At 73.1% G+C, this 20,416-nt stretch carries 14 protein-coding genes and 2 pseudogenes; 6 read left to right on the top strand and 10 right to left on the bottom strand.

Annotated elements, in window-relative coordinates; all coding sequences use genetic code 11:
- Positions 1–151: 151 nt before the first annotated feature.
- Both ACQCO7_RS26395 and ACQCO7_RS26390 read left to right on the top strand, forming a co-directional pair.
- Positions 152–447, top strand: a pseudogene (locus ACQCO7_RS26395) (hypothetical protein); the annotation flags it as partial.
- Positions 425–1,494 (top strand): annotated as a pseudogene (locus tag ACQCO7_RS26390) (protein kinase domain-containing protein); the annotation flags it as partial. The pseudogenes ACQCO7_RS26395 and ACQCO7_RS26390, both read left to right, overlap by 23 nt.
- A 10-nt stretch (positions 1,495–1,504) precedes the next feature.
- Here the strand turns inward: ACQCO7_RS26390 and ACQCO7_RS26385 are convergent.
- The 3 genes from ACQCO7_RS26385 to purN form a co-directional block, all read right to left on the bottom strand.
- Positions 1,505–1,954: a peptidoglycan-binding domain-containing protein gene (locus ACQCO7_RS26385; protein ID WP_464074126.1), complete on the bottom strand. Its 450-nt coding sequence runs from the start codon at positions 1,952–1,954 to the stop codon at positions 1,505–1,507.
- Between the two features lie 124 nt (positions 1,955–2,078).
- Positions 2,079–3,662, bottom strand: coding sequence for a bifunctional phosphoribosylaminoimidazolecarboxamide formyltransferase/IMP cyclohydrolase (gene purH / locus ACQCO7_RS26380; RefSeq protein ID WP_464077291.1), 1,584 nt, complete (start codon positions 3,660–3,662; stop codon positions 2,079–2,081).
- Positions 3,663–3,706: 44 nt separating this feature from the next.
- Positions 3,707–4,339 (bottom strand): phosphoribosylglycinamide formyltransferase, encoded by a 633-nt coding sequence (gene purN, locus ACQCO7_RS26375; RefSeq protein WP_464074125.1) that lies wholly within the window; start codon positions 4,337–4,339, stop codon positions 3,707–3,709.
- A gap of 347 nt (positions 4,340–4,686) precedes the next feature.
- On the opposite strand from purN, the gene ACQCO7_RS26370 reads away from it, so the two are divergent.
- Positions 4,687–5,634 (top strand): hypothetical protein, encoded by a 948-nt coding sequence (locus tag ACQCO7_RS26370; RefSeq protein WP_464074124.1) that lies wholly within the window; start codon positions 4,687–4,689, stop codon positions 5,632–5,634.
- Between the two features lie 127 nt (positions 5,635–5,761).
- Here the strand turns inward: ACQCO7_RS26370 and ACQCO7_RS26365 are convergent, their stop codons facing one another.
- Positions 5,762–7,705 (bottom strand): cell division protein PerM, encoded by a 1,944-nt coding sequence (locus ACQCO7_RS26365; RefSeq protein WP_464074123.1) that lies wholly within the window; start codon positions 7,703–7,705, stop codon positions 5,762–5,764.
- 96 nt (positions 7,706–7,801) lie between these two features.
- Between ACQCO7_RS26365 and ACQCO7_RS26360 the strand changes: the two genes are divergently transcribed.
- The gene (locus ACQCO7_RS26360; protein ID WP_464074122.1) at positions 7,802–8,896 is read left to right on the top strand and encodes a helix-turn-helix domain-containing protein; all 1,095 of its coding nucleotides are present in this window, start codon (positions 7,802–7,804) and stop codon (positions 8,894–8,896) included.
- A 113-nt stretch (positions 8,897–9,009) separates the two neighbouring features.
- Here the strand turns inward: ACQCO7_RS26360 and sucD are convergent, their stop codons facing one another.
- From sucD to ACQCO7_RS26335, 5 genes are all read right to left on the bottom strand, one after another.
- Complete coding sequence (sucD, locus tag ACQCO7_RS26355) at positions 9,010–9,894, bottom strand: succinate--CoA ligase subunit alpha (RefSeq protein WP_464074121.1); 885 nt, start codon at positions 9,892–9,894, stop codon at positions 9,010–9,012.
- Positions 9,895–9,922: 28 nt separating this feature from the next.
- Entirely contained in the window at positions 9,923–11,101 is a 1,179-nt protein-coding gene (sucC, locus tag ACQCO7_RS26350) for an ADP-forming succinate--CoA ligase subunit beta (RefSeq protein ID WP_464074120.1), read from the bottom strand.
- Positions 11,102–11,461: 360 nt separating this feature from the next.
- Positions 11,462–12,628 (bottom strand): VWA domain-containing protein, encoded by a 1,167-nt coding sequence (locus ACQCO7_RS26345; protein ID WP_029183588.1) that lies wholly within the window; start codon positions 12,626–12,628, stop codon positions 11,462–11,464.
- A 211-nt stretch (positions 12,629–12,839) separates the two neighbouring features.
- Positions 12,840–15,068 carry a DUF5682 family protein gene (locus ACQCO7_RS26340; protein ID WP_464074119.1) on the bottom strand — a complete coding sequence of 743 codons (2,229 nt, stop codon included), beginning with the start codon at positions 15,066–15,068 and terminating at the stop codon, positions 12,840–12,842.
- Positions 15,069–15,105: 37 nt separating this feature from the next.
- Entirely contained in the window at positions 15,106–16,263 is a 1,158-nt protein-coding gene (locus tag ACQCO7_RS26335) for an ATP-binding protein (protein WP_464074118.1), read from the bottom strand.
- A 132-nt stretch (positions 16,264–16,395) separates the two neighbouring features.
- Here ACQCO7_RS26335 and ACQCO7_RS26330 point away from each other — a divergent pair, with 132 nt between their 5' ends.
- Complete coding sequence (locus ACQCO7_RS26330) at positions 16,396–17,727, top strand: SWIM zinc finger family protein (RefSeq protein ID WP_464074117.1); 1,332 nt, start codon at positions 16,396–16,398, stop codon at positions 17,725–17,727.
- Positions 17,728–17,758: 31 nt separating this feature from the next.
- On the top strand, positions 17,759–19,432 hold the full coding sequence (locus ACQCO7_RS26325; protein ID WP_464074116.1) for a DUF5691 domain-containing protein: 1,674 nt from the start codon (positions 17,759–17,761) through the stop codon (positions 19,430–19,432).
- A gap of 260 nt (positions 19,433–19,692) precedes the next feature.
- Here the strand turns inward: ACQCO7_RS26325 and ACQCO7_RS26320 are convergent, their stop codons facing one another.
- Complete coding sequence (locus ACQCO7_RS26320; protein ID WP_464074115.1) at positions 19,693–20,115, bottom strand: cobalamin B12-binding domain-containing protein; 423 nt, start codon at positions 20,113–20,115, stop codon at positions 19,693–19,695.
- Positions 20,116–20,416: the final 301 nt, after the last annotated feature.

The following is a 20,416-nucleotide window of genomic DNA, read 5'->3' as shown; positions in this document are numbered from 1 at the left end:
CGACCCTCAGGCGTGCACCCCCGGACCGGCTCCGGGCGTGCACGCCTGAGTGCTGTTCGCCCCCGCGGATATCGCGTTGTCGGGCAAAGCGTGGCGGACACCACCAAGCTCTCCTTACTCTCAGGCCCACCGGATCGGGGGGCCGAGCCCCCTGGCTTGCCCGGAGAAAGGGGACGACTCCAGGCACAGCCTCATCGTCGTACCACCGTCGTGTGCGAGCGCGAACGGCCAGATCAGACTCGGTGCGGGGGACCGGCTGCCGTTCGGGAGGGCGGGCGACGGACTCGTCATCGCGCACGAGGGGGTGCCCCGGGTCGCCGACGAGATCGTTCCCGACCGTACGTTCTGGCTGCTCAGCAACCACAGCGAGGCCAGCCGTACGGGGTCGAGAACCCCGAGGGCGCCGGTGAGCACGTCAAGGTCGCACCGGGCCGGCTGGAGGCCCCGGCTGATCCGGGTGCACGACGTCGTGACGGTGGAGCACCCCGAGCGGCCGGAGCTGGACGGCGCCACCGTCCTCGTCCTCGAACGCGCCGAGGGTTCCCTGGACACCCTCCCGCTACGAACCCCTCAGGTCCTGGCCCAGATCTGCGAGGGCCTGCACCAGCCGCACCACGCGGGCTGGGTCCACGGCGACCTGAAACCGGCCAACGTCCTGCTGACGAAGGACGGTTCGGTACGGCTCGCGGACTTCCGCACGGCGGCGGAACTGGAGGGCACCCACGCCTACGCACCCCTCTTCACCACCCCCGACCACACCCCGCCGGAGCTCCTCTGGCCGGAGGTGAGCGAACGCGGCACCCTCATCCGCCCCGGCGCCGACACCTGGGCCTTCGGCATCCTCGCCCACGTACTCCTCACCGGCACCCACCCCCTCCCGGGCGCCCCCGGGCCCGCACGGACGCGGCCCTGCCTCACGCCCGCGGCACGCAGGAGCTGCGCCTCAGCGCCGAACTCCCCGCCGAGTGGCGGGAGATCGTGCGGGACTGCCTGACGCCGGACCACAGCTCACGCATCACCGCGAAGGAGCTGCTGCGCCGGGTGGAGTCGGCGGCGGGCACCACCCGCTCGGCCCGCCTCCCCCGCCTGCGCCCGCTGCGCCGGCGGCGACCCGTCCTCGCCGCCGCGCTCGCCGTGGCCCTGCTGGGGGCCGGTTCCGCGACGTACGCGGCCCTGCGCGACCAGGAGACGACCACCTCGGCCCCGCCGACCTGCGAGAGACCCGCGCTGCGCTCCGACCCGACGTACGGCAGCGGCTACACCGCCGACTGGAACGGCACCTGGGACTTCACCGTCAAACGCGGCGACCAGGTCCGTGAACTCCAGTGCCTGCTGCGGAACCTGCACGCAATCCCCGAAGCCGGCAAGGCGGACGGCGACTTCGGCCCGCTGACCCACGGCGCGGTCGTCACCTTCCAGAAGCGCGCGGGACTGGACGCGGACGGGGTGGTGGGTCGGCGCACGGGGTCGGCGCTGCGGAAGGGTCCCTCCTGATACGCCGGCTCTAGGCGTGGGCGTCGGCGAACCGGGCGAACGCGGCCCGGGTCAGCGGACCGACGTACCCGTCGATCGGGCCGGTGTAACCCGACGTCGACTGCAACTGGGTCTGCAGCGCCCTGATCGTGCCGTCGCCGACGATTCCGTCGATCGGGCCCGTGTAGCCCCAGTTCTGGAGGCAGCGCTGGTACGCCTTCCAGCTCTGGGCGCCGAGCAGGCCGTCGACGGCGTCGTCGTACCCCCAGAACTCGGCCAGCCAGCGCTGGACGTTCTTGGCCTGCGCACGGCTCAGGCCGAAGTTGACGACAGCGTGCGTGGAGGCCGACTCGGCCGCCACCGCCCGCTCCTGCGTGGCCGGCGCCGCGAAGCTCGGGGCCGCCGTCGCGAGCCCCCCGGCGGCGAGACCGACCACTGCTGCCGCGCTGACCAGCGCCTTCGACAGAACGAGGCGTCGCATTCCGTGTTCCTTCCCTCTGACTCGGTGTGACGCCTGTCAGTCTTCCGACTGAGGCGGGCCCTGGGTACCTGACAGGTATCAGGGCCCGTCCACAACCTCGCACCGGCGTTCCCGGGGAAGCTGCTCAGTGGAAGAAGTGCCGCGTCCCCGTGAAGTACATCGTCACGCCCGCCTTCTGCGCCGCCTCGACCACCAGTTCGTCACGGACCGAACCGCCGGGCTGGACGACCGCCTTGACGCCGGCCGCGGTGAGGATCTCCAGGCCGTCGGGGAAGGGGAAGAACGCGTCGGACGCGGCGTACGAACCCTGCGCGCGCTCGGCGCCCGCCCGCTCGACCGCGAGCTTCGCGGAGTCGACCCGGTTGACCTGCCCCATGCCGACGCCCACGGACGCCCCGTCCTTGGCCAGCAGGATCGCGTTGGACTTGACCGCCCGGCACGCCTTCCACGCGAACGCCAGCTCGGCCAGCTCCTCGGCGGAGAGGGCCTCCCCCGTCGCCAGCGTCCAGTTCGCCGGATCGTCGCCGTCGGCCTGGAGCCGGTCGGCGACCTGGAGCAGCGCCCCGCCCCCGATGGGCTTCAGCTCGACCGGCGCGGACGGCCCCTGCGGAGCCTTCAGCACCCGGATGTTCTTCTTCTTGGCGAGCGCTTCGAGCGCGCCCTCCTCGTAGTCCGGCGCCACGATGACCTCCGTGAAGATCTCCGCGACCTGCTCGGCCAGCTCCTTCGACACCGGCCGGTTCACGGCGATGACCCCGCCGAACGCCGACAGCGGGTCACACGCGTGCGCCTTCCGGTGCGCCTCCGCGACGTCCGAACCGACCGCGATCCCACAGGGGTTCGCGTGCTTGATGATCGCGACGGCCGGCTCGTCGTGGTCGTACGCGGCCCGGTGCGCGGCGTCCGTGTCCGTGTAGTTGTTGTACGACATCTCCTTGCCGTGCAACTGCTCGGCGACCGCGAGCCCGGTCCCGCTGCCGTCGACGTACAGCGCGGCCGGCTGGTGCGGGTTCTCCCCGTAGCGCAGCGTGTTCTCGCGGGCCCAGGTCGCGCCCAGGAAGTCGGGGAACTGCCCCGCGGCGGAGCCGCTATCGGATACAGCGTCCGCCGGCGCGTACCCGGACGCGAACCACGACGCCACCGCCACGTCGTACGCGGCCGTGTGCTGGAACGCCTCCGCCGCGAGCCGCTTGCGCGTGGCCAGGTCGAACCCGTCGCCCGAGACGGCCTTCAGGACGTCCGCGTACCGCGCCGGGCTCGTCACCACGGCCACCGACGGGTGGTTCTTCGCGGCGGCCCGCACCATCGACGGCCCGCCGATGTCGATCTGCTCCACGCACTCGTCCGCGCTCGCCCCGGACTCCACCGTCTCCCGGAACGGGTACAGGTTCACCACCACCAGGTCGAACGGCTCGACCCCCAGCTCGGCGAGCTGCTCACGGTGGCTCTCCAGCCGCAGGTCCGCGAGGATCCCGGCGTGCACCTTGGGGTGCAGGGTCTTGACCCGGCCGTCGAGGCACTCGGGGAACCCGGTCAGCTCCTCGACCTTCGTGACGGGGACACCGGCGCCGGCGATGCGCGCGGCGGTGGAGCCGGTGGAGACGAGCTGGACGCCGGCCGCGTGCAGGCCCTGGGCCAGCTCCTCCAGGCCGGTCTTGTCGTACACGCTGACGAGCGCGCGGCGGATCGGGCGCACGTTTTCAGAAATTACGGCCTCAGAAATTGCGGCCTCTGAAGTCACAGCCTCGGCGGTCACGGGATAACTACCTTTCGTCCCTCAATGCGGTGGCCGTTGCGGGCGATGCGCCCCACGACCTCGACGAGCAGCCTTCGCTCGACTTCCTTGATGCGCTCGTGCAGCGTGCTCTCGTCGTCCTCGTCCCGGATCTCGACCACGCCCTGCGCGATGATCGGACCGGTGTCGACGCCGTCGTCGACGAAGTGGACGGTGCAGCCGGTGACCTTCGCCCCGTACGCGAGCGCGTCCCGCACTCCGTGGGCTCCGGGGAAACTCGGCAGCAGCGCGGGGTGCGTGTTCACGAACCGGCCGCCGAACAGGGCCAGGAACTCCTTGCCGACGATCTTCATGAACCCCGCCGAGACGACCAGGTCCGGTTCGTACGCCGCGACCGCCCCGGCGAGCGCGGCGTCCCATCCGTCCCGTGTCCCGTGGTCCTTCACCCGGACGACGAACGTCGGGATCCCCGCGCGCTCGGCCCTGGCGAGGCCCTCGATCCCGGCGCGGTCCGCGCCGACCGCCACGACCTCGGCGCCGTACTCCCGCGCTCCGGCCTCGGCGATGTGGTCGAGCAGGGCCTGGAGGTTCGTACCGGAGCCGGAGACCAGGACGACCAGGCGTTTGGGGGCGGGGGCCGGGTCGGCCACGTTCGGGGACCTTTCTCACGGTCGGTCTTTGTGCGGTCGTACGAATGCTTCGCGCCCTCGGATACGGGGAAGTCTACGAAGCGGCCGACCGTCAGCAACGATACCGGCACACCCGGCGGCCCCCACGGGACGGGGGCGAGGCCGGGAGGTAGCGTCTGCGGGGAGCGGACTCGGGAACGCGGCGGTGGTGTGGCACGTTCCCGGAGTGACAGCTCATTTCAGACCGATCGGCACATGGGGGGTGGGTGCGCCATCCTCTCCTCGCCGGCCGGTCCGAACAGGGCGTCCACCGGACCGCCCTGCCCGTCCGACTGACCTCCGACTCACCTAGGGAAGACGCTCACTTGATGCCGGACCGCAGTCTGCGACCCTCCACCCACTCCCCCCTCCTGCGCGAGGGCCACCTCCCCTCCGACACGGACCGGGTCCCCCAGGGCACCGATGCTCAGGCACTCTCTGGAGTTGACAAGGATCAGAGTCCGGAGGACCGGGGTTCCTCCGGGGTCGACGGGGCTCGGGATTCAGAGGGGCGGGGTTCCTCCGAGGGTGACGAGACTCAGGGGAGTCGGGGCGCTCCGGAGGGGCGTGAAGGCCAGGGCGGTCGGGATGGGCAGGAGGCTCAGGGCGGTCGGGACGGGCGGGGTGGGAATCCCTTCGCCCCGCCGCCCGAGGGGGCTCCGGATCAGCCCTGGCGGCCTCGGGAACCCTCGCGGGGAGAAGGGGGCGACGGGGAGGGGGGTTCACCCTGGGGTCGGTGGAGCGACCGGCAGCCGGGGCGGTCGCAGGGCGGGTTCGGGGATCGGCCCGGTGCGGGGCCCGAGGGGCAGGGGGGCAACCAGGCACCCGGTCCTCGGTGGGACCCGACCGATCCGGCTCAGCGCCGTGCGCGGTACTCCTTGCTCGGCGGCATGTGGGCTTTCTTCTTCGTCCTCTTCGGCTGGGCCTATGTCTCCCTCCTTCTCGGTGCGCTCTCCCTCTACTGGGCGATCAGTGCTCTGCGAGCCCGTCCCCGCCAGAACGGCTCCGACGCCCCCGCCGCGAACGGCTCCGCCAACCCGTCCGCCCTCGGCAACTCCCCCGGCTCCTCCGGCGGCCGGCCCCAGAAGACCGCCGCGATCACCGGGCTCGTCACCGCGTCCCTGGCCCTCGCTCTCGTCGGCGCCGGCTTCACCTCGCAGCTCGTCTACCGGGACTACTACACCTGCCGGGCGGACGCCCTCACCAACGAGGCCCAGCAGTCCTGCGACGATCTCCTTCCTGAGCAGCTGAGGAAATTCCTGGGTACCGACAACTGAGGGTCGTGGGCCTCACCTCCTCCTTGTCCGGCCTTTCCGCCCTGCCCCTCTACCCCCTCATCGTTCCGACCCCGCCGCCCGGTTCACTTCCCCGCGAAAAAATTTCCGCCCCGCCGAAACCCACCCCTCACCCCTCACCCTTCTCCCCCTTCTTCTCCCCCGGCAACTCCGCCTCCGGCCCCGTCCCCGGCCTCGTCTCCGCCTCCTCCCACGGCCTCGAAGCCTCCTTCAACGCCGCCCAGCGAGCTTCGCGGGCCGTGTCGTCGTGCCAGGCCGGATCGGGGGACGTGGTGAGGAAGTCGTACGGCTCGAAAAGAGTCTCGGAGGCGACGGCGCCGTCGGAGGTGTCTTTGAGGAGAGACGCGTAGACGGGATCGTCAGTACGGGGAACAGCGGCCCCGGCAAGGTCGGGCGCCTTCTCCACCGTACGGAACAGCCCGGTCGGCGACGGGAACCACGTACGACGTCGCCGCGCCCCCTCCCCCTCGTACCCGTCCTCGAACGCTCCCGGCTCGCCCCCGCTTTCCCGCGCCTCGTGCTCCGGCCCACGCCCCCGCTGCCACCACCGCCGGCCGCTCCCCTCCCGGCCGGCTTCCGCCGCCTCCTTCTCCTGTCCGTCTCCCGGCACCCCCGCTTCCCAAGCCGCCCCGTCGACCAGCAGCTCCCACTCCCGCCCGCTCTCCGAACTCCCCGCGTCCCGCCCGCTCTCCCCGACACCCGACACCTTCCGAACCCGCCACCACCGCACGGTCCTCGCCCCCCGTTCCCGGCAGGACCACCCCCGTACCCCCAGGGCCACAGGCACTCCGACCCCCGCCCCCCAGACGAACGCCGCGCCCCCGACCTGCCACCACACCGGCCCGAACCGGGACAGCGCGCCCACCCCGAGCGAGCCCCCGGCGACCCCTGCCGCGACGGCCATGACCACCGCGAACACGACGGCCGCCGCGACGGCGCCCCCGGCGGTCCGCCCCCAGGACCACGCGGCGCCCGCGCGCGCGAGGAAGCACCCGGCGGCCAGCGCGCCCGCGAGGGCGACGCCGGCGGCGGCCCAGGTCGACGGTCCGCCGTTGCCGACGTCGGGTACGGCGGCGAGGAGCGGGAAGGGCGGCAGAAGGGCGGCGGGGTCGGAGACGAGGGGCGTGACGGGGTGCCCGGTGCCGAGGACGAAACCGGGGCCGAGGGCGTAGGAGGCACCCCAGACGGCCGCGTTGGGGACGAGGACGACGCAGAGCAGCAGGACGGCGAACCGCCCCGACCAGCCCTCCGTCAGGTGGAGGAACGACCCGCGCGCGGCGCCCCCGTGCAGGACGGTGGAGACGGCGACCAGCAGCGCACCGCCGCCGAGGAGGACTCCGGCACCGGCGAACCCGGCGCGGAGGGCGACGCCGCACCACTCCCGGACGTCCCACCCCTCGCCGTCGGCCTTCTGTGCGCCCGGCGCTGAGGCTTCCGGTCGCCCGCCGCCGAGCCTCCGCAGAAGCGCGGCGACACGGACGGATGCGGCGCCCTCCCCCCGTACGAGCCCTCCGAAACCGAACCCGGCGAAACCGCTCCAGGCGCCCGCCGCAGCAGCGGTGCCGACGACAACCGGCACGCACACGCCGGTCCACCCCCAGGAGGGCCGCAGCGCGCCCCCGGCGGCGTACCAGGCCGCCCCCGCCGCGACGAGGAGGTACCCGGCGACGACGCCGGCCCACCCGGCGCCGCCCCCGTCCGCGTCGCGCGCGGCGCGCCGTACGAGCCACACCGGCAGCAGGACGAGCAGCAGCGGCGTCACCCCCATGGGCGCGGGCACACCCGAAAGTGTGTCGACGCGGACGAGTTCCGCGCCGTGCGCGAGGAGCCACAGGGAGGCGGCGACGTGGAGCGCGCCGCCGGGCCCGCTGTCGGGGTACGGGGAGCTGATCCACAGGACCATGACGAGCACCGCGAACGACCCGAGCCCCAGACCTGCGGCGAGCGCGCCGCCGAGGAGGCCGGCGGCGAGTCCGGGCGAGCGTTCGCGCACGCGCGCGGGGAGGGACGACAGCGGCGGGCGGCGGGCGGTCATCGGGTTCACGCCCGTCATGCTCCCAACGACACGCGCTTTCCCGGCGTAACAGGCGAACGTTCGCCGTGTCACCCAAAATAGTTTTATGTACTTTTTCGTACGGAAGGGTGCCCGGTGACCCAGAGCCAAGCCGCTCCCCTCCCCCCTCCCAAGGAACGCCGACGCCTGCGCGAGGCCCATGCGCTGACGCAGGCTCAGGTCGCCTCGACGGTCGGCGTCACCCGAGAGACGGTGCGCGCCTGGGAGGCCGGCCGTACGACGCCGCGCGGCACCACACGGGAGGCGTACGCGAGGCTCCTGGCGTCACTGGAAAAAGAAGTGACGAAATTTCAGGAAGTGACGCAACCTCAACCGCCGGTGGTGGCGTCTCTCCAGGCAGAACAGCCCGCCGCCGGCGAGCCCGAGCGCTCACCCCTCACCCCGGCCCAGGCGTTCGACGCCCTGTACGCCTTCTGCGCCCCCGCCCTCGTCCGCCAGGCATACCTCCTCACCGGCCGCCGCGAGCTGGCCCGCGAATCGGTGGAGCGCGCCTTCCAGTCGGCGTGGCAGCGCTGGCCCGAGGTCGCGACGGACCGCGACCCGGCGGGCTGGATCCGCGCCACGGCGTACGAGTACGCGCTCTCCCCCTGGCACCGGCTGCGCCCCCGCTACCGGCACCCCGAACCCCCGCCCGCCTGCGCTCCCGACCGCGCCCTCCTCGACGTACTCCTGCGGCTCCCCCCGTCCTACCGCCGCACGCTCGTCCTGTACGACGGTGTCGGCCTCGACCTGCCGGAGACGGCGGCGGAGACGGAGTCGAGCACCCCGGCGGCGGCCAACCGCGTGCTGCACGCGCGCGAGGCCCTCGCCACCCGCCTGCCCGAACTCGCCGACCCGGCCACCCTCCACCGGCGCCTGGCGGAGGTCGCCTCTGCGGAGCGCCTGCGTACGCCGAAGCCCAGGACGGTACGGCTGTCGGGGGAGCGCCGGGCGAGTTTCTGGACGCGCGCGGCCATCGCGTTCACGGTCGCGATCATCGGCGCGACGGCCCTGACCCTGAACACGGCGCCCACGCACTACGAACCGCCGGTCCCGCCGGGGGCGACGGTCAGCGGGGTCCCGCCGAGGCAGGCGCCGGGCGCGCTGTCGGACGCGGAGCTGGCGCTGCGGGCGAAGCTGCGCAAGGAGACGAGCCACGGCCCGGAGAGGCTCGTACCGGACGTCAGATGACACCGTCCGGTGAGCCGACAACGCCGGTGAGTCGGTGACACCGGTGGGCCGAGTACGCCGATGGGCCCACCCCCCGTTCGGGGAGCGGGCCCATCGGAGGGAGCCGGTCGGCGTCAGCCGGCCAGGATCTCCCGGGCCAGCTCGGCCGTCTCGGTCGGCGTCTTGCCGACCTTGACGCCCGCGGCCTCAAGGGCCTCCTTCTTCGCCTGGGCGGTGCCGGACGAACCGGAGACGATGGCGCCGGCGTGGCCCATGGTCTTGCCCTCGGGCGCGGTGAAGCCCGCGACGTAGCCGACGACCGGCTTCGTCACGTTCTCCTTGATGAACGCGGCGGCCCGCTCCTCGGCGTCGCCACCGATCTCACCGATCATGACGATGAGGTCGGTGTCGGGGTCGGCCTGGAACGCGGCGAGCGCGTCGATGTGCGTGGTGCCGATGATCGGGTCGCCACCGATGCCGACGGCGGTCGAGAAGCCGAGGTCACGCAGCTCGTACATCATCTGGTACGTCAGCGTGCCGGACTTCGAGACCAGCCCGATGCGGCCCGGCTTGGTGATGTCGCCGGGGATGATGCCGACGTTCGACTGACCGGGCGTGATGATGCCGGGGCAGTTCGGGCCGATGATCCGGGTCTTGTTGCCCTTCTTGCCGGCGTACGCCCAGAACGACGCGGAGTCGTGCACGGCGATGCCCTCGGTGATCACGACGGCCAGCTCGATCTCGGCGTCGATGGCCTCGACGACGGCGTCCTTCGTGAACTTCTCCGGCACGAAGATGACGGACACGTTGGCGCCCGTCTTCTCGATCGCCTCGGCCACGGTCCCGAACACGGGTACCTCGGTGCCGTCGAAGTCGACGGTCGTACCGGCCTTGCGGGGGTTCACGCCGCCCACGACGTTGGTGCCGTCGGACAGCATCAGCTTGGTGTGCTTCTGCCCGGTGGCGCCGGTCATGCCCTGGACGATGACCTTGCTGTCCTTGTTGAGCCAGATAGCCATGGTGTGTCGGTGTCCTCGTCCTGAGTGCTTACTTGGCGGCGGCCAGCTCGGCGGCCTTGTCGGCCGCGCCGTCCATGGTGTCGACGCGCTGCACCAGCGGGTGCGCGGCGTCGGTGAGGATCTTGCGGCCCAGCTCGGCGTTGTTGCCGTCGAGGCGGACGACGAGCGGCTTGGAGACGTTCTCGCCGCGGTCCTCAAGGAGCTTCAGGGCCTGGACGATGCCGTTGGCGACCTCGTCACAGGCGGTGATGCCACCGAAGACGTTCACGAACACGGACTTGACGTCCGGGTCGCCCAGGATGATCTCCAGGCCGTTGGCCATGACCTGGGCGGAGGCGCCGCCGCCGATGTCCAGGAAGTTGGCGGGCTTGACGCCGCCATGGTTCTCGCCGGCGTAGGCGACGACGTCGAGGGTGCTCATGACGAGACCCGCGCCGTTGCCGATGATGCCGACCTCGCCCTCCAGCTTGACGTAGTTGAGGCCCTTCTCCTTCGCTGCGGCCTCAAGCGGGTTCGCCGCGGCCTTGTCGTGGAGCTCCTCGAAGTCGGGGTGGCGGAACTCGGCGTTGTCGTCCAGCGAGACCTTGCCGTCCAGCGCGATGACATCGCCGGAGGCGACCTTCGCCAGCGGGTTCACCTCGACCAGGAGGGCGTCCTCCTTGATGAAGGTGTCCCACAGCTTGACGAGGACGTCGGCGACCTTGTCCGCGACCTCGGCCGGGAACTTCGCGGCCTTGACGATCTCCTGCGCCTTCTCGGGGGTCACACCCTCGATGGCGTCGATCGGCGTCTTGGCGACGGCCTCGGGACGCTTCTCGGCGACCTCCTCGATCTCCATGCCGCCCTCGACGGACGCGATGGAGAGGAAGGTGCGGTTCGCGCGGTCCAGCAGGAAGGAGACGTAGTACTCCTCCACGATCTCCGGCGCGGTCTCGGCCATCATCACCTTGTGGACCGTGTGGCCCTTGATGTCCATGCCGAGGATGTTGGTCGCGTGCTCGACCGCCTCGTCGGGGGTGGCAGCCAGCTTCACGCCGCCGGCCTTGCCACGGCCTCCGACCTTCACCTGGGCCTTCACGACGGACTTGCCGCCGAGCCGCTCGGTGGCTGCGCGGGCCGCCTCAGGCGTGTCGATGACTTCACCGGCCAGCACCGGTACATCGTGCTTGGCGAAGAGGTCCCTCGCCTGGTACTCGAACAGGTCCACGCGCTTCCGTCCCTATCAGTGATCTCGCGGTTCGTTGGATGCGTGGGCGTGCCGCGAAGGGCAACGTGACGACCGCGTGTGTCACAAGCAGGGCGCACACGGTGTCCGAGCGCGCGGCATGTCCGTCTCGCAGGTTATCCCCGCCATGCGACCCCCTCTAAATCGCGGGTCACACCTGAGCGGTGATACCTGTCACATGATGCCGTCCGACGGACTCTTTCTGGCACCGCGTGCCGTCTGCGCTGGTCCCGGAGGCGGGGGTGGAGGAGTGAGGGGAGGGACGGGTACGAGGGGAGGCGGGACGAGGGGAGCCGGAACCCCCGTCCCGCCCGACGCCCCCTCTCCCCTCGCCCCGGCCTCTCAGCCCGCCTCCGGCACCGGCAGCGGTCTCCCCTCCAGCGCCGCGGCCATCACCTCGGGGAACAGCTCCGGGGTGCAGGCGAAGGCGGGTACGCCCAGGGCCGCCAGCGCGGCGGCGTGTTCCCGGTCGTAGGCCGGAGCCCCTTCGTCGGAGAGGGAGAGAAGGGCGACGAACTCGACACCCGCCGCCTTCATCGCGGCGACGCGCTTGAGCATCTCGCCCCGGATCCCTCCCTCGTAGAGATCACTGATCAGTACGACGACGGTGCCGGCGGGCCGCTCGATGCGCGCCTGGCAGTACGCGAGCGCGCGGTTGATGTCGGTCCCGCCGCCCAGGTGCGCCCCGAACAGGACGTCCACCGGGTCGTCGAGCTGGTCGGTCAGATCAACGACCGACGTGTCGAACACGACGAGTCGCGTGCTGATCGTCGTCAGAGACGCCAGCACCGACCCGAACACCGCCGCGTACACCAGCGACGACGCCATCGAACCCGATTGATCCACGCATAGCATTACCCCCTTGTCGAGTGACTGTGCCGCCCGCCCGTATCCGACGAGCCGCTCCGGTACGACCGTCCCGTGGTCCGGGAGGTAGTTCCTGAGGTTGGCGGCGATGGTGCGGTTCCAGTCGATGTCGCGCGGGCGTGGCCGCCCCGTCCGCGCGCTGCGGTCGAGTGCTCCGGCGAGCGCGGCCCGGGTCCGCCCGGCGAGCCGCTTCTCCAGGTCCCGGACGACCTTGCGGACGACGGCCCTGGCCGTCTCCCTGGTGGTCTCCGGGAGTGCCCGGTCCAGCGAGAGCAGGGTGCCGACGAGATGCACGTCGGCCTCGACGGCCTCCAGCATCTCCGGCTCCAGCAGCAGGGACGCGAGCCCGAGGCGCTCGACGGCGTCCCGCTGCATGACCTGGACGACCGGTGCGGGAAAGTACGTCCGTACGTCCCCCAGCCAGCGGGCGACCGACGGTGCGGACGCCCCGAGCCCCGCTCCCCTCCCCTGCCGCTCCCCCTCCTTTCCGTACAGGGCTCCCAGCGCCGCGTCCATCCCCGCGTCCTGCCCGTGCAGTTCGCATCCGGTCCCCTCCGCTTCCGCTCCCCCGAGCACCAGCCGCCATCGCCGCAACCGCTCCCGCGCCTCGCCGTCCCCCGCGAGTCCGCTCGTGTCCGTCACCGTCTTCACCTCCCCCTCGGTCGCCGCCACCGGGGCCTCCCGGCGGCGTTCCGGTTATCTGATGATTCGTCAATTCGTTTTATGAGTCGGGTAGTTGCCTGGTTTTCCGGCCCCTCACTCATCGATCGCTTCAGCCTCCCCCATCGGTTCACTCATCCGCTCACCAATTTCTCAATCCCTGAAAATCTCGGCGAACCACGGCCAATCGCCGCTAACCTTCGCCCTCACTCATCCCGAGCAGGAGCCGCACCACCGGTACGACCGCCTCGGCCCGGACCGCGTCGAGTTCCTCGGCGAATCCGGTGGTCCTCGTTGCCGCTCCGGCCGCGCTCCCCCGCCGCACGACCTCGCCCAGCGTCCGGCGCACGCCCGCGTCGAAGGACGCGAACGTCCGCCGCAGCAGCGGCAGTACGTCCACGAACGCCTCCTCGGACACGCCGGTGAGCCAGGTGTCGACGATCGCGAGGAGCCGTTCGTCGTGGACTAGCAGCAGTCCGCCGCCCGCCCCGCCGCCGACGAACCCCTCGACCCAGTCGGCGGCCTCCCTGGGCGCGGTCCCCCGGGACAGGGCGAGCCCCATCCACCGGGCGGCCTCCTCCGGTCCGGCGTCGCCGCCGTCCAGCAGGAGCCTCGCCGCGCGCCCGCGGATCACGGCGGCGACGGAGTCCCGTCCGGCGAGGGTGCGCAGGACGCCGCGCCAGCGCGCGCCCAGGTCTCCCCCGGTGGCCTCCTTGCCGGTGCCCTCCACGAGCAGCGCCACGGCCCCGTGGACGGCGTCCACGTGTCCCCGGATCTCGCCGGCCGCGTCGGTGTCGAGGCCGGTGCAGGCGGCGGGCAGGCCGACGCAGATCCGCAGGGCGAGCCCGGCGGCGACCTCGGCGAGCGCGCCGGTGTCGGTGCCCCGGACGTCGCCGTAGCGCAGGGCGCGGACGAGCGCGGGGAGGGCCTGGGCGAGGTGGCCGACGTCGGTGTCGAGGGCCGCGCGGTCGGCGAGGGCCCGCATCACCGCCGGGAGGGCGTCGGTGAGGCCCGCCAGGAGGCAGTGCTCGGCGAGGGCGGTGACCTCGGCGAGGGCGCGCGCGGCGACGGCGTCGGCCTGGGCCTTCGCGGTCGCGGCGGCCTGGACCGTCGTCCCCCAGCCGCCCGCCTCGGCGACCCGTACGGCCAGTTCGGGTTCCCAGCGCAGCCGCCAGGTCTCCCGGAACGTGCCCGTGGCGCCGCGCGCGGGGAGGGCGGTTCCCCAGTCGACGCCGAGCAGGCGCAGCCGGTGCAGCAGGCGGCTGCGCGCGGTGTCGGTGTCGCCCCGCAGGTCCAGGTCGACCTCCCGCTCGGCCGCTTCGGGGCGCAGCCGCAGCCGGCGCTGCTCGCGCTCCAGGTCGCGGCGCAGGGGCACGGCGGGCGCCTCGTCGGGGACCTCCCCCATGACGTCCCCGACGACGAGCCGGTCCCACACGAGTGCCAGCGGTACGTCCGACCCCTCGCACAGCACCGCGCGCACCGCGTCGGTCGCCTCCCCGAGCCCCGCCAGCGGCCTCCCCCGCAGCGCCGCGAGCGTCTCGGCGAGCCGTACGGCCTCGATGACGTGCGCCGGGGAGACGATCCGGTCCTCCTCCCGGAGCAGCCGTGCGACCTTCGTCATCCACCGCTCGACCGGCCGGTCCGGCGCGCCGAACAGGTGCCCGTACCAGCCCGGCGACTCGACGCCCGCGCCGTACCCGCCCGCCCGCGCGAGCCTGCGGTACGTCCACGGCACCCAGGTCAGCTCGGCCCTGACTTTCGGCAGTCCCTTCAGGAGCGCGCGGTCGGCGGCGACGGTTGTACGGCGGCGCAGCGCGGGCACGTGCCATGCGCCGCACACGACGGCCACGCCGTCCTCGCCGAACTCCTTCACCGCCGCGCGCGCGTGGAGCCGCATCCGGGCTTCCCGTACGGCGTCCCGCGCGTCCTCCTGGTCGTCGTACGCCTCGCGGACCGCGCCCATGGCCTCCTCTACGGCGGCGAACGGGTCGCCGGTCCCGCGGTGTTCGATGACGTCCTCCCACCAGCGCTCCGGGTCGTCGTGGCCGGCGGCCTCGGCGAGGGCGCGCAGGGGGTCGACGCGTACGGCGGTGGGGGCGGCGGCCGGGGGCGCGGCGAGGGTGTGGGCGGCCGGCAGGTCGATGAAGCGGGCCGGTACGCCGTGCGCCAGCGCCCAGGTGAGGGCCGCCCACTCCGGGGAGAACTCGGCGAACGGCCAGAACGCGGACCGTCCGGGCTCGTCGACGACGTGGGCCAGCAGGGCGACCGGCGCGCGCATGTGCGCGTGGGCGACGAGCGGCACCAGCGCGTCCGCGTCGGCGGGTCCCTCGATCAGCACGACCCGGGGCCGCGCCTCCTCCAGCGCCCTGGTCACGGCGCGGGCCGAACCCGGTCCGTGGTGCCGTACCCCCAGCAGCTTCATCGTCCTCACCTCCGTCCCGGCCACGTGCTGTCGTCTCTCACGCGCTCGCCTCCCGGCAGGCGCGGTAGAAGTCCGTCCATCCCTCGCGCTCGCGGACGACGGCTTCCAGGTACTCCTGCCAGACGCCCCGGTCGGACGCCGGGTCGCGGACGACCGCGCCGAGGATCCCGGCGGCGACGTCGGCCGGGCGCAGGACGCCGTCGCCGAAGTGGGCGGCGAGCGCGAGGCCGTTGGTGACGACGGAGATGGCCTCCGCCGGGGAGAGTGTGCCGCTGGGCGACTTGACCTTCGTGCGGCCGTCGGCGGTGATCCCGTCGCGCAGTTCGCGGAAGACCGTCACGACGCGCCGGATCTCGGTGATGCCGTCCGGGACGGCGGGCAGGTCCAGGGCGCGGCCGATCTGCTCGACGCGCCGGGCGACGATCTCGACCTCCGCCTCCGCGCTCGCGGGCAGCGGCAGCACGACCGTGTTGAACCGGCGGCGCAGCGCGCTGGACAGCTCGTTGACCCCCCGGTCGCGGTCGTTGGCCGTCGCGATGACGTTGAACCCCCGCACGGCCTGCACCTCCTGGCCCAGTTCCGGGACGGGGAGGGTCTTCTCGGAGAGGATCGTGATCAGCGAGTCCTGCACGTCGGCCGGGATGCGCGTCAGCTCCTCGACGCGGGCCGTCATCCCCTCCGCCATCGCCCGCAGCACCGGGCTCGGTACGAGGGCGGCGCGGCTCGGGCCGTGCGACAGGAGCTGCGCGTAGTTCCAGCCGTAGCGGATCGCTTCCTCCGGCGTCCCCGCCGTGCCCTGCACGAGGAGCGTCGAGTCGCCGCTGACCGCCGCCGCGAGGTGCTCCGACACCCACGTCTTGGCGGTGCCGGGGACGCCCAGCAGGAGCAGTGCGCGGTCCGTGGCGAGCGTGGAGACGGCGACCTCCACGATCCGGCGCGGGCCCACGTACTTCGGCGAGATCACCTGGCCGTCGGGCAGCGTGCCGCCCAGCAGGTATGTCGCCACCGCCCACGGCGACAGCTTCCAGTTCGGGGGGCGCGGACGGTCGTCCTGCGCGGCCAGCGCGGCCAGTTCGGACGCGAAGGCGGTCTCGGCGTGCGGTCGCAGGACGGCCTCGATCGCGGGTGTCTCGTTCGCGAGCGCGGCATGGTTCTGGGTCGGTTCGGCGGACGTCGGTCCAGCGGTGAAAGACATGGCTGAGGCCCCCTCCAGCTCGGCCGGTTTCTGATCTGGTTCCACCATGCACCACCCCACTGACAATCGCTCTGACCTGCATAAACGCGTTTTCGAGGGCGATTGTCAGTGGGGGGTTCTACCGTCGGTGTCATGACTCAGCAGGGGGTGCGCCGGACCGCGGACCAGGTGCTGGCACTGGCGCCTGACGACGCGTCGCGCGAAGCGGGGAGCGAACTGGCCGAGGCCGGGCGGTGGTCGGGTGCGGGCTGCTCCGGTGCGGGGGTGGTGTGGGGGGTGTACGAGGCGGGCGGGGCGTCGTACCGGGCGCTCGCCGACCTCTCGGGCGCCGAGGGGCTGGTGTCCGCGTGCGGCTGCCCGAGCCGGAAGTCGCCGTGCAAGCACGTGCTGGGGCTGCTGCTGCTCTGGGCGGCGGAGGATCCGGCCGTGCGGGAGGGGGTGGCGCCGGACTGGGTCCGGCAGGGCGGCCCGAAGGGGGCGTCGCCGGCGAAGGACGGCGGCCTGGCCGATCCCGGGGCCGCGCGGCGGCGTGCCGAGCGGCGGGCCGCGCGGATCACCGCGGGGGTCGTGGAGCTGGAGCAGCGGCTCGCCGATCTGGTCCGGTCGGGGCTCGCGGGGGCCGAGCGGGAGGGGTACGGGCTGTGGGAGGAGACGGCGGCCCGGATGGTCGACGCGCAGGCGCCGGGGCTCGCCGCGCGCGTGCGCGAGGTGGGCGCGATACCGGCCTCCGGTCCCGGCTGGCCGTCCCGGCTGTTGGAGGAGTGCGCCCTGCTGCACCTCCTGACCCGGGCGTGGCTCCACCGGGACGGCCTGCCCGAGGAGTTGGCGGCGGCGGTCCGCGCGCACGTCGGCCTGCCCTCGGCCCCGGCCGGCCCGCCGGTCCTCGACGACTGGCTCGTCCTGGCCCAGTACGACACGTCGGACGGCAGGCTGACGACCCGCCGCATCTGGCTGTACGGCGCGGCCACCGGACGCACGGCCCTGGTCCTCTCGTACGGGCCCGCAGGTCGGGCGCCCGAACTGGCCCTGCCCGTCGGCCTGTCCGTGCGCGCGGAGGCCACTCCCCATCCGGTCGGCCCCCGGGTCGCGCTGGGGGACCTCTCCGCCGTTCCGGTCCCGACGTCCCTGCGGCCTCCCGGTGTCACGCCGGGCGAAGCCGCCGCGCTCTACGGCACCGCGCTCCAGGCCGATCCGTGGCTGGACTCCGTCCCGGTGACTCTGGACGGCGTCGTACCCACTCCCGTGGGCGACACCTGGCAACTCACCGACGTGGAAGGGAAGACCGCCCTCCCCCTCACCCCGACCGCTCTGTCCCGTTCCGGGCTCTGGCGTCTCGTCGCTCTCTCCGGCGGCGCTCCCGTCACGGTCTTCGGCGAGTGCGGGCATCGGGGGTTCACGCCGCTGACGGCATGGTCACCCGATCGGGGAGAACCGATCGGGCTGTTCGTTCCGATCTCCTCGTGAAGGCACCGAAACCGCAGGAAAGGACAGGGTCATGAACGGCACATCGTCATCCGGTCTCTGGGACGAGTTGGTCACGACGGCACTGCTGGGCACGAACCGGCGGTCGGTCACGGGGATGTTGCCGGTGCCGGGCGGGGAATCGTCGCCGGGTTCCCCGCGAAGGCGAGCGCCGGACCCGCCCGACGGCCACGACCTGAGCAAGGACACCCCCGCCGTCCTCCTCGACCTCGCGGCCACGGAAACTCTCCGGCGCAGGGCCGGTCTTCTTCCCGGGCTCGCCGCGCCTCCTCTTCCTCTGTCCCCGGAGGATCTCCGCCGGCCCCTTCCGGCTCCGGCGGCCCGGCGGCTGGTGCTCCTGCTCGCCGACCGCGCCGCGCAGGCAGGTGGCCGGCGGGGGGCCGCCCCGGATCTCATGGAGCTGCTCCCGCAGTGGCTGGCGGCGGCCAACGCGCACAGGTACGCGCCGCCTCCGCAGGTACTCCCCGCGTTGCTGGACGCGGCCAGGGGGCGGACCGATCTGCGGCCCGCGGCGCTGGAGTTCGCGGGGCCGAGGGCGCTGTGGCTGGCGCGGCTCAACCCGGACTGGCGGTTCGCGTTGCGGGCGACGGCCGGGGACGGAGTGGCGCTGCCGGGGCCGGAGGAGACCGAGCGGGTCCGGCGGCTGTGGGAGGAGGGGCTGTTCGCGGAGCGGGTGACGCTGCTGATCGCGTTCCGTGGGCGGGACGCCGACGGGGCGCGGGAGTTGCTGGCGGGGACCTGGGCGACCGAACGTGCCGAGGACCGGCTGATGTTCCTGGACTCCCTGCGGGCGGGGCTCGGGCCGCGCGACGAGCCGTTCCTGGAGCAGGCCCTCTCCGACCGCAGCCGCAACGTCCGGTCGACGGCGGCGGAGCTGCTCTCCGCGCTCCCCGGTTCCGCGCTGGCCGCGCGGATGGCGGCCCGTGCCGGTACGTGCGTCGCCGTCGACCACATGGCCGAGGTCCCGACGATCGGGGTGGAGGCACCGCACGAGTGCGACGCGGGCATGGAGCGCGACGGGGTGATCAGGACGGCTCCGACGGGGCGCGGTGAACGGTCCTGGTGGCTGGGCCAGTTGGTGGAGGCGGCGCCGCTCGGTGCGTGGCCGGCGCGGCTGGGGGGCCGTACGCCGGAGGAGATCGTCGCGATGCCGGTGGCGGACGGGTGGGCCGGTGAGCTGCACGCGGCATGGTGCCGGGCCGCCGTGCGGCAGGGGGACGCGCAGTGGTCGCGGGCGCTGCTCGGGGCGCCCTCGGCGCCGGGTGCGGGCGGGCCCGGTGCCGTCTCGCTGGCCGAGCGCGCGCGGCTCCTCGGGACGCTGGCGGCGGCCGAACGTGCCGACTGGGTCGCCGGGTTCATCGCCGCGCACGGGCTGTCCGAGGCGTTCCAGCTCCTGGGGGTCTGCGCGGTCCCCTGGGCGCCGGCCCTCGGGCGCGCCGTCGTCGACGCCCTCGACATCGCCCGCGACGCCGGCAGCTACCCGTGGAGCTTCAGCGGCGTCATGGGCCTCGCCGAACGCTGCCTCGCCCCCGAGGAGGCCACCCGCCTCGACGCGCTCCTCTCAGTACCGGAGGAGTCCGAGAACACCGCGCCCGGCGCCGGGAGTTACTGGGCGGAGGCGTTCCAGAGACTCGCGGCGACGCTGAGGCTGCGGGGCGAGATGCGGTGGGAGTTGGAGGGGACGTGAGGCTGGAGGGGACGGGGCGCTCGGCGCACGGTGACCGCGTCATGAAGGCCGGAGGAGGCGGGGCGCCCGGGACACGGCGACCACCTCACGAAAGCCGGAAGAAGCGGGGCAGGGCGCCCGGCACACGCCTGCCGCTGCCAGGGAGCCGACACGAGTGCGGCCCTCTTGGCCGAAACCGACGGGGAGGCGTCATGAGGCCGGACGAGGTGAGGGCGCGCCGCGCAGGGCACGGGTGCGGCCGGCGTCGCTCCCCGGACCCTTCACCCCCCGGAGACCGCCGACTGCCGCACATTCCCCCGTACCCACTCCACGATCGACTGCGTCGTGGCCCCGGGCGTGAAGATCTCCGCGACGCCCTGCTCCTTGAGGGGCGGGATGTCGGCCTCCGGGATGATGCCGCCGCCGAAGACGAGGATGTCGTCGGCGGAGTGTTCGCGCAGGAGGGCGATGACCGCCGGGAAGAGCGTGTTGTGGGCGCCGGAGAGGATGGAGAGGCCGATCGCGTCGGCGTCCTCCTGGATCGCCGTGTCGACGATCTGTTCCGGGGTCTGGTGGAGGCCGGTGTAGATGACCTCCATCCCGGCATCGCGCAGCGCACGCGCGATGACCTTGGCCCCGCGGTCGTGGCCGTCGAGCCCAGGCTTGGCCACCACGACACGGATCCGGCCGGCTGCCACACTCATCACTGCCTCCCTGGAGGGATCGCCTCGTCGATGCCGCTGCGGCACGGACGCCCCAGGCCCACAGTGGCACGAGATGTGAACGAACGTTTCCTACAGCTTCCCGCAACCTGCCGTTTCACGGCGAAGGGCGAGGGGCACATCACACAGTGGGACACGTTCGCCGCGCACCGCTCCCCTCGCAACACGGGGGAACAAGCGCAACGGGAGCCGCAACGAGGTCGCCGTACCGCCGCGCCGTGGCCGCGCGCCGCGGCGGTACGGCGAGTCGGCGCAGGCAACTGGGGGCACCTCCCAGGCCATT

The sequence above is a fragment of the Streptomyces saintjeani genome, assembly GCF_055409605.1.
This window is presented reverse-complemented; position numbering and strand designations above follow the sequence as displayed.

Bases quoted from the DNA above. Each gene is read 5' to 3' on its own strand.
- ACQCO7_RS26385 (WP_464074126.1), bottom strand. From the start codon at position 1,954: ATGCGACGCCTCGTTCTGTCGAAGGCGCTGGTCAGCGCGGCAGCAGTG.
- ACQCO7_RS26370 (WP_464074124.1), top strand. From the start codon at position 4,687: ATGCCGGACCGCAGTCTGCGACCCTCCACCCACTCCCCCCTCCTGCGC.
- ACQCO7_RS26365 (WP_464074123.1), bottom strand. From the start codon at position 7,705: ATGACGGGCGTGAACCCGATGACCGCCCGCCGCCCGCCGCTGTCGTCC.
- sucD (WP_464074121.1), bottom strand. From the start codon at position 9,894: ATGGCTATCTGGCTCAACAAGGACAGCAAGGTCATCGTCCAGGGCATG.
- ACQCO7_RS26340 (WP_464074119.1), bottom strand. From the start codon at position 15,068: ATGAAGCTGCTGGGGGTACGGCACCACGGACCGGGTTCGGCCCGCGCC.
- ACQCO7_RS26335 (WP_464074118.1), bottom strand. From the start codon at position 16,263: ATGTCTTTCACCGCTGGACCGACGTCCGCCGAACCGACCCAGAACCAT.
- ACQCO7_RS26330 (WP_464074117.1), top strand. From the start codon at position 16,396: ATGACTCAGCAGGGGGTGCGCCGGACCGCGGACCAGGTGCTGGCACTG.
- ACQCO7_RS26325 (WP_464074116.1), top strand. From the start codon at position 17,759: ATGAACGGCACATCGTCATCCGGTCTCTGGGACGAGTTGGTCACGACG.
- ACQCO7_RS26320 (WP_464074115.1), bottom strand. From the start codon at position 20,115: ATGAGTGTGGCAGCCGGCCGGATCCGTGTCGTGGTGGCCAAGCCTGGG.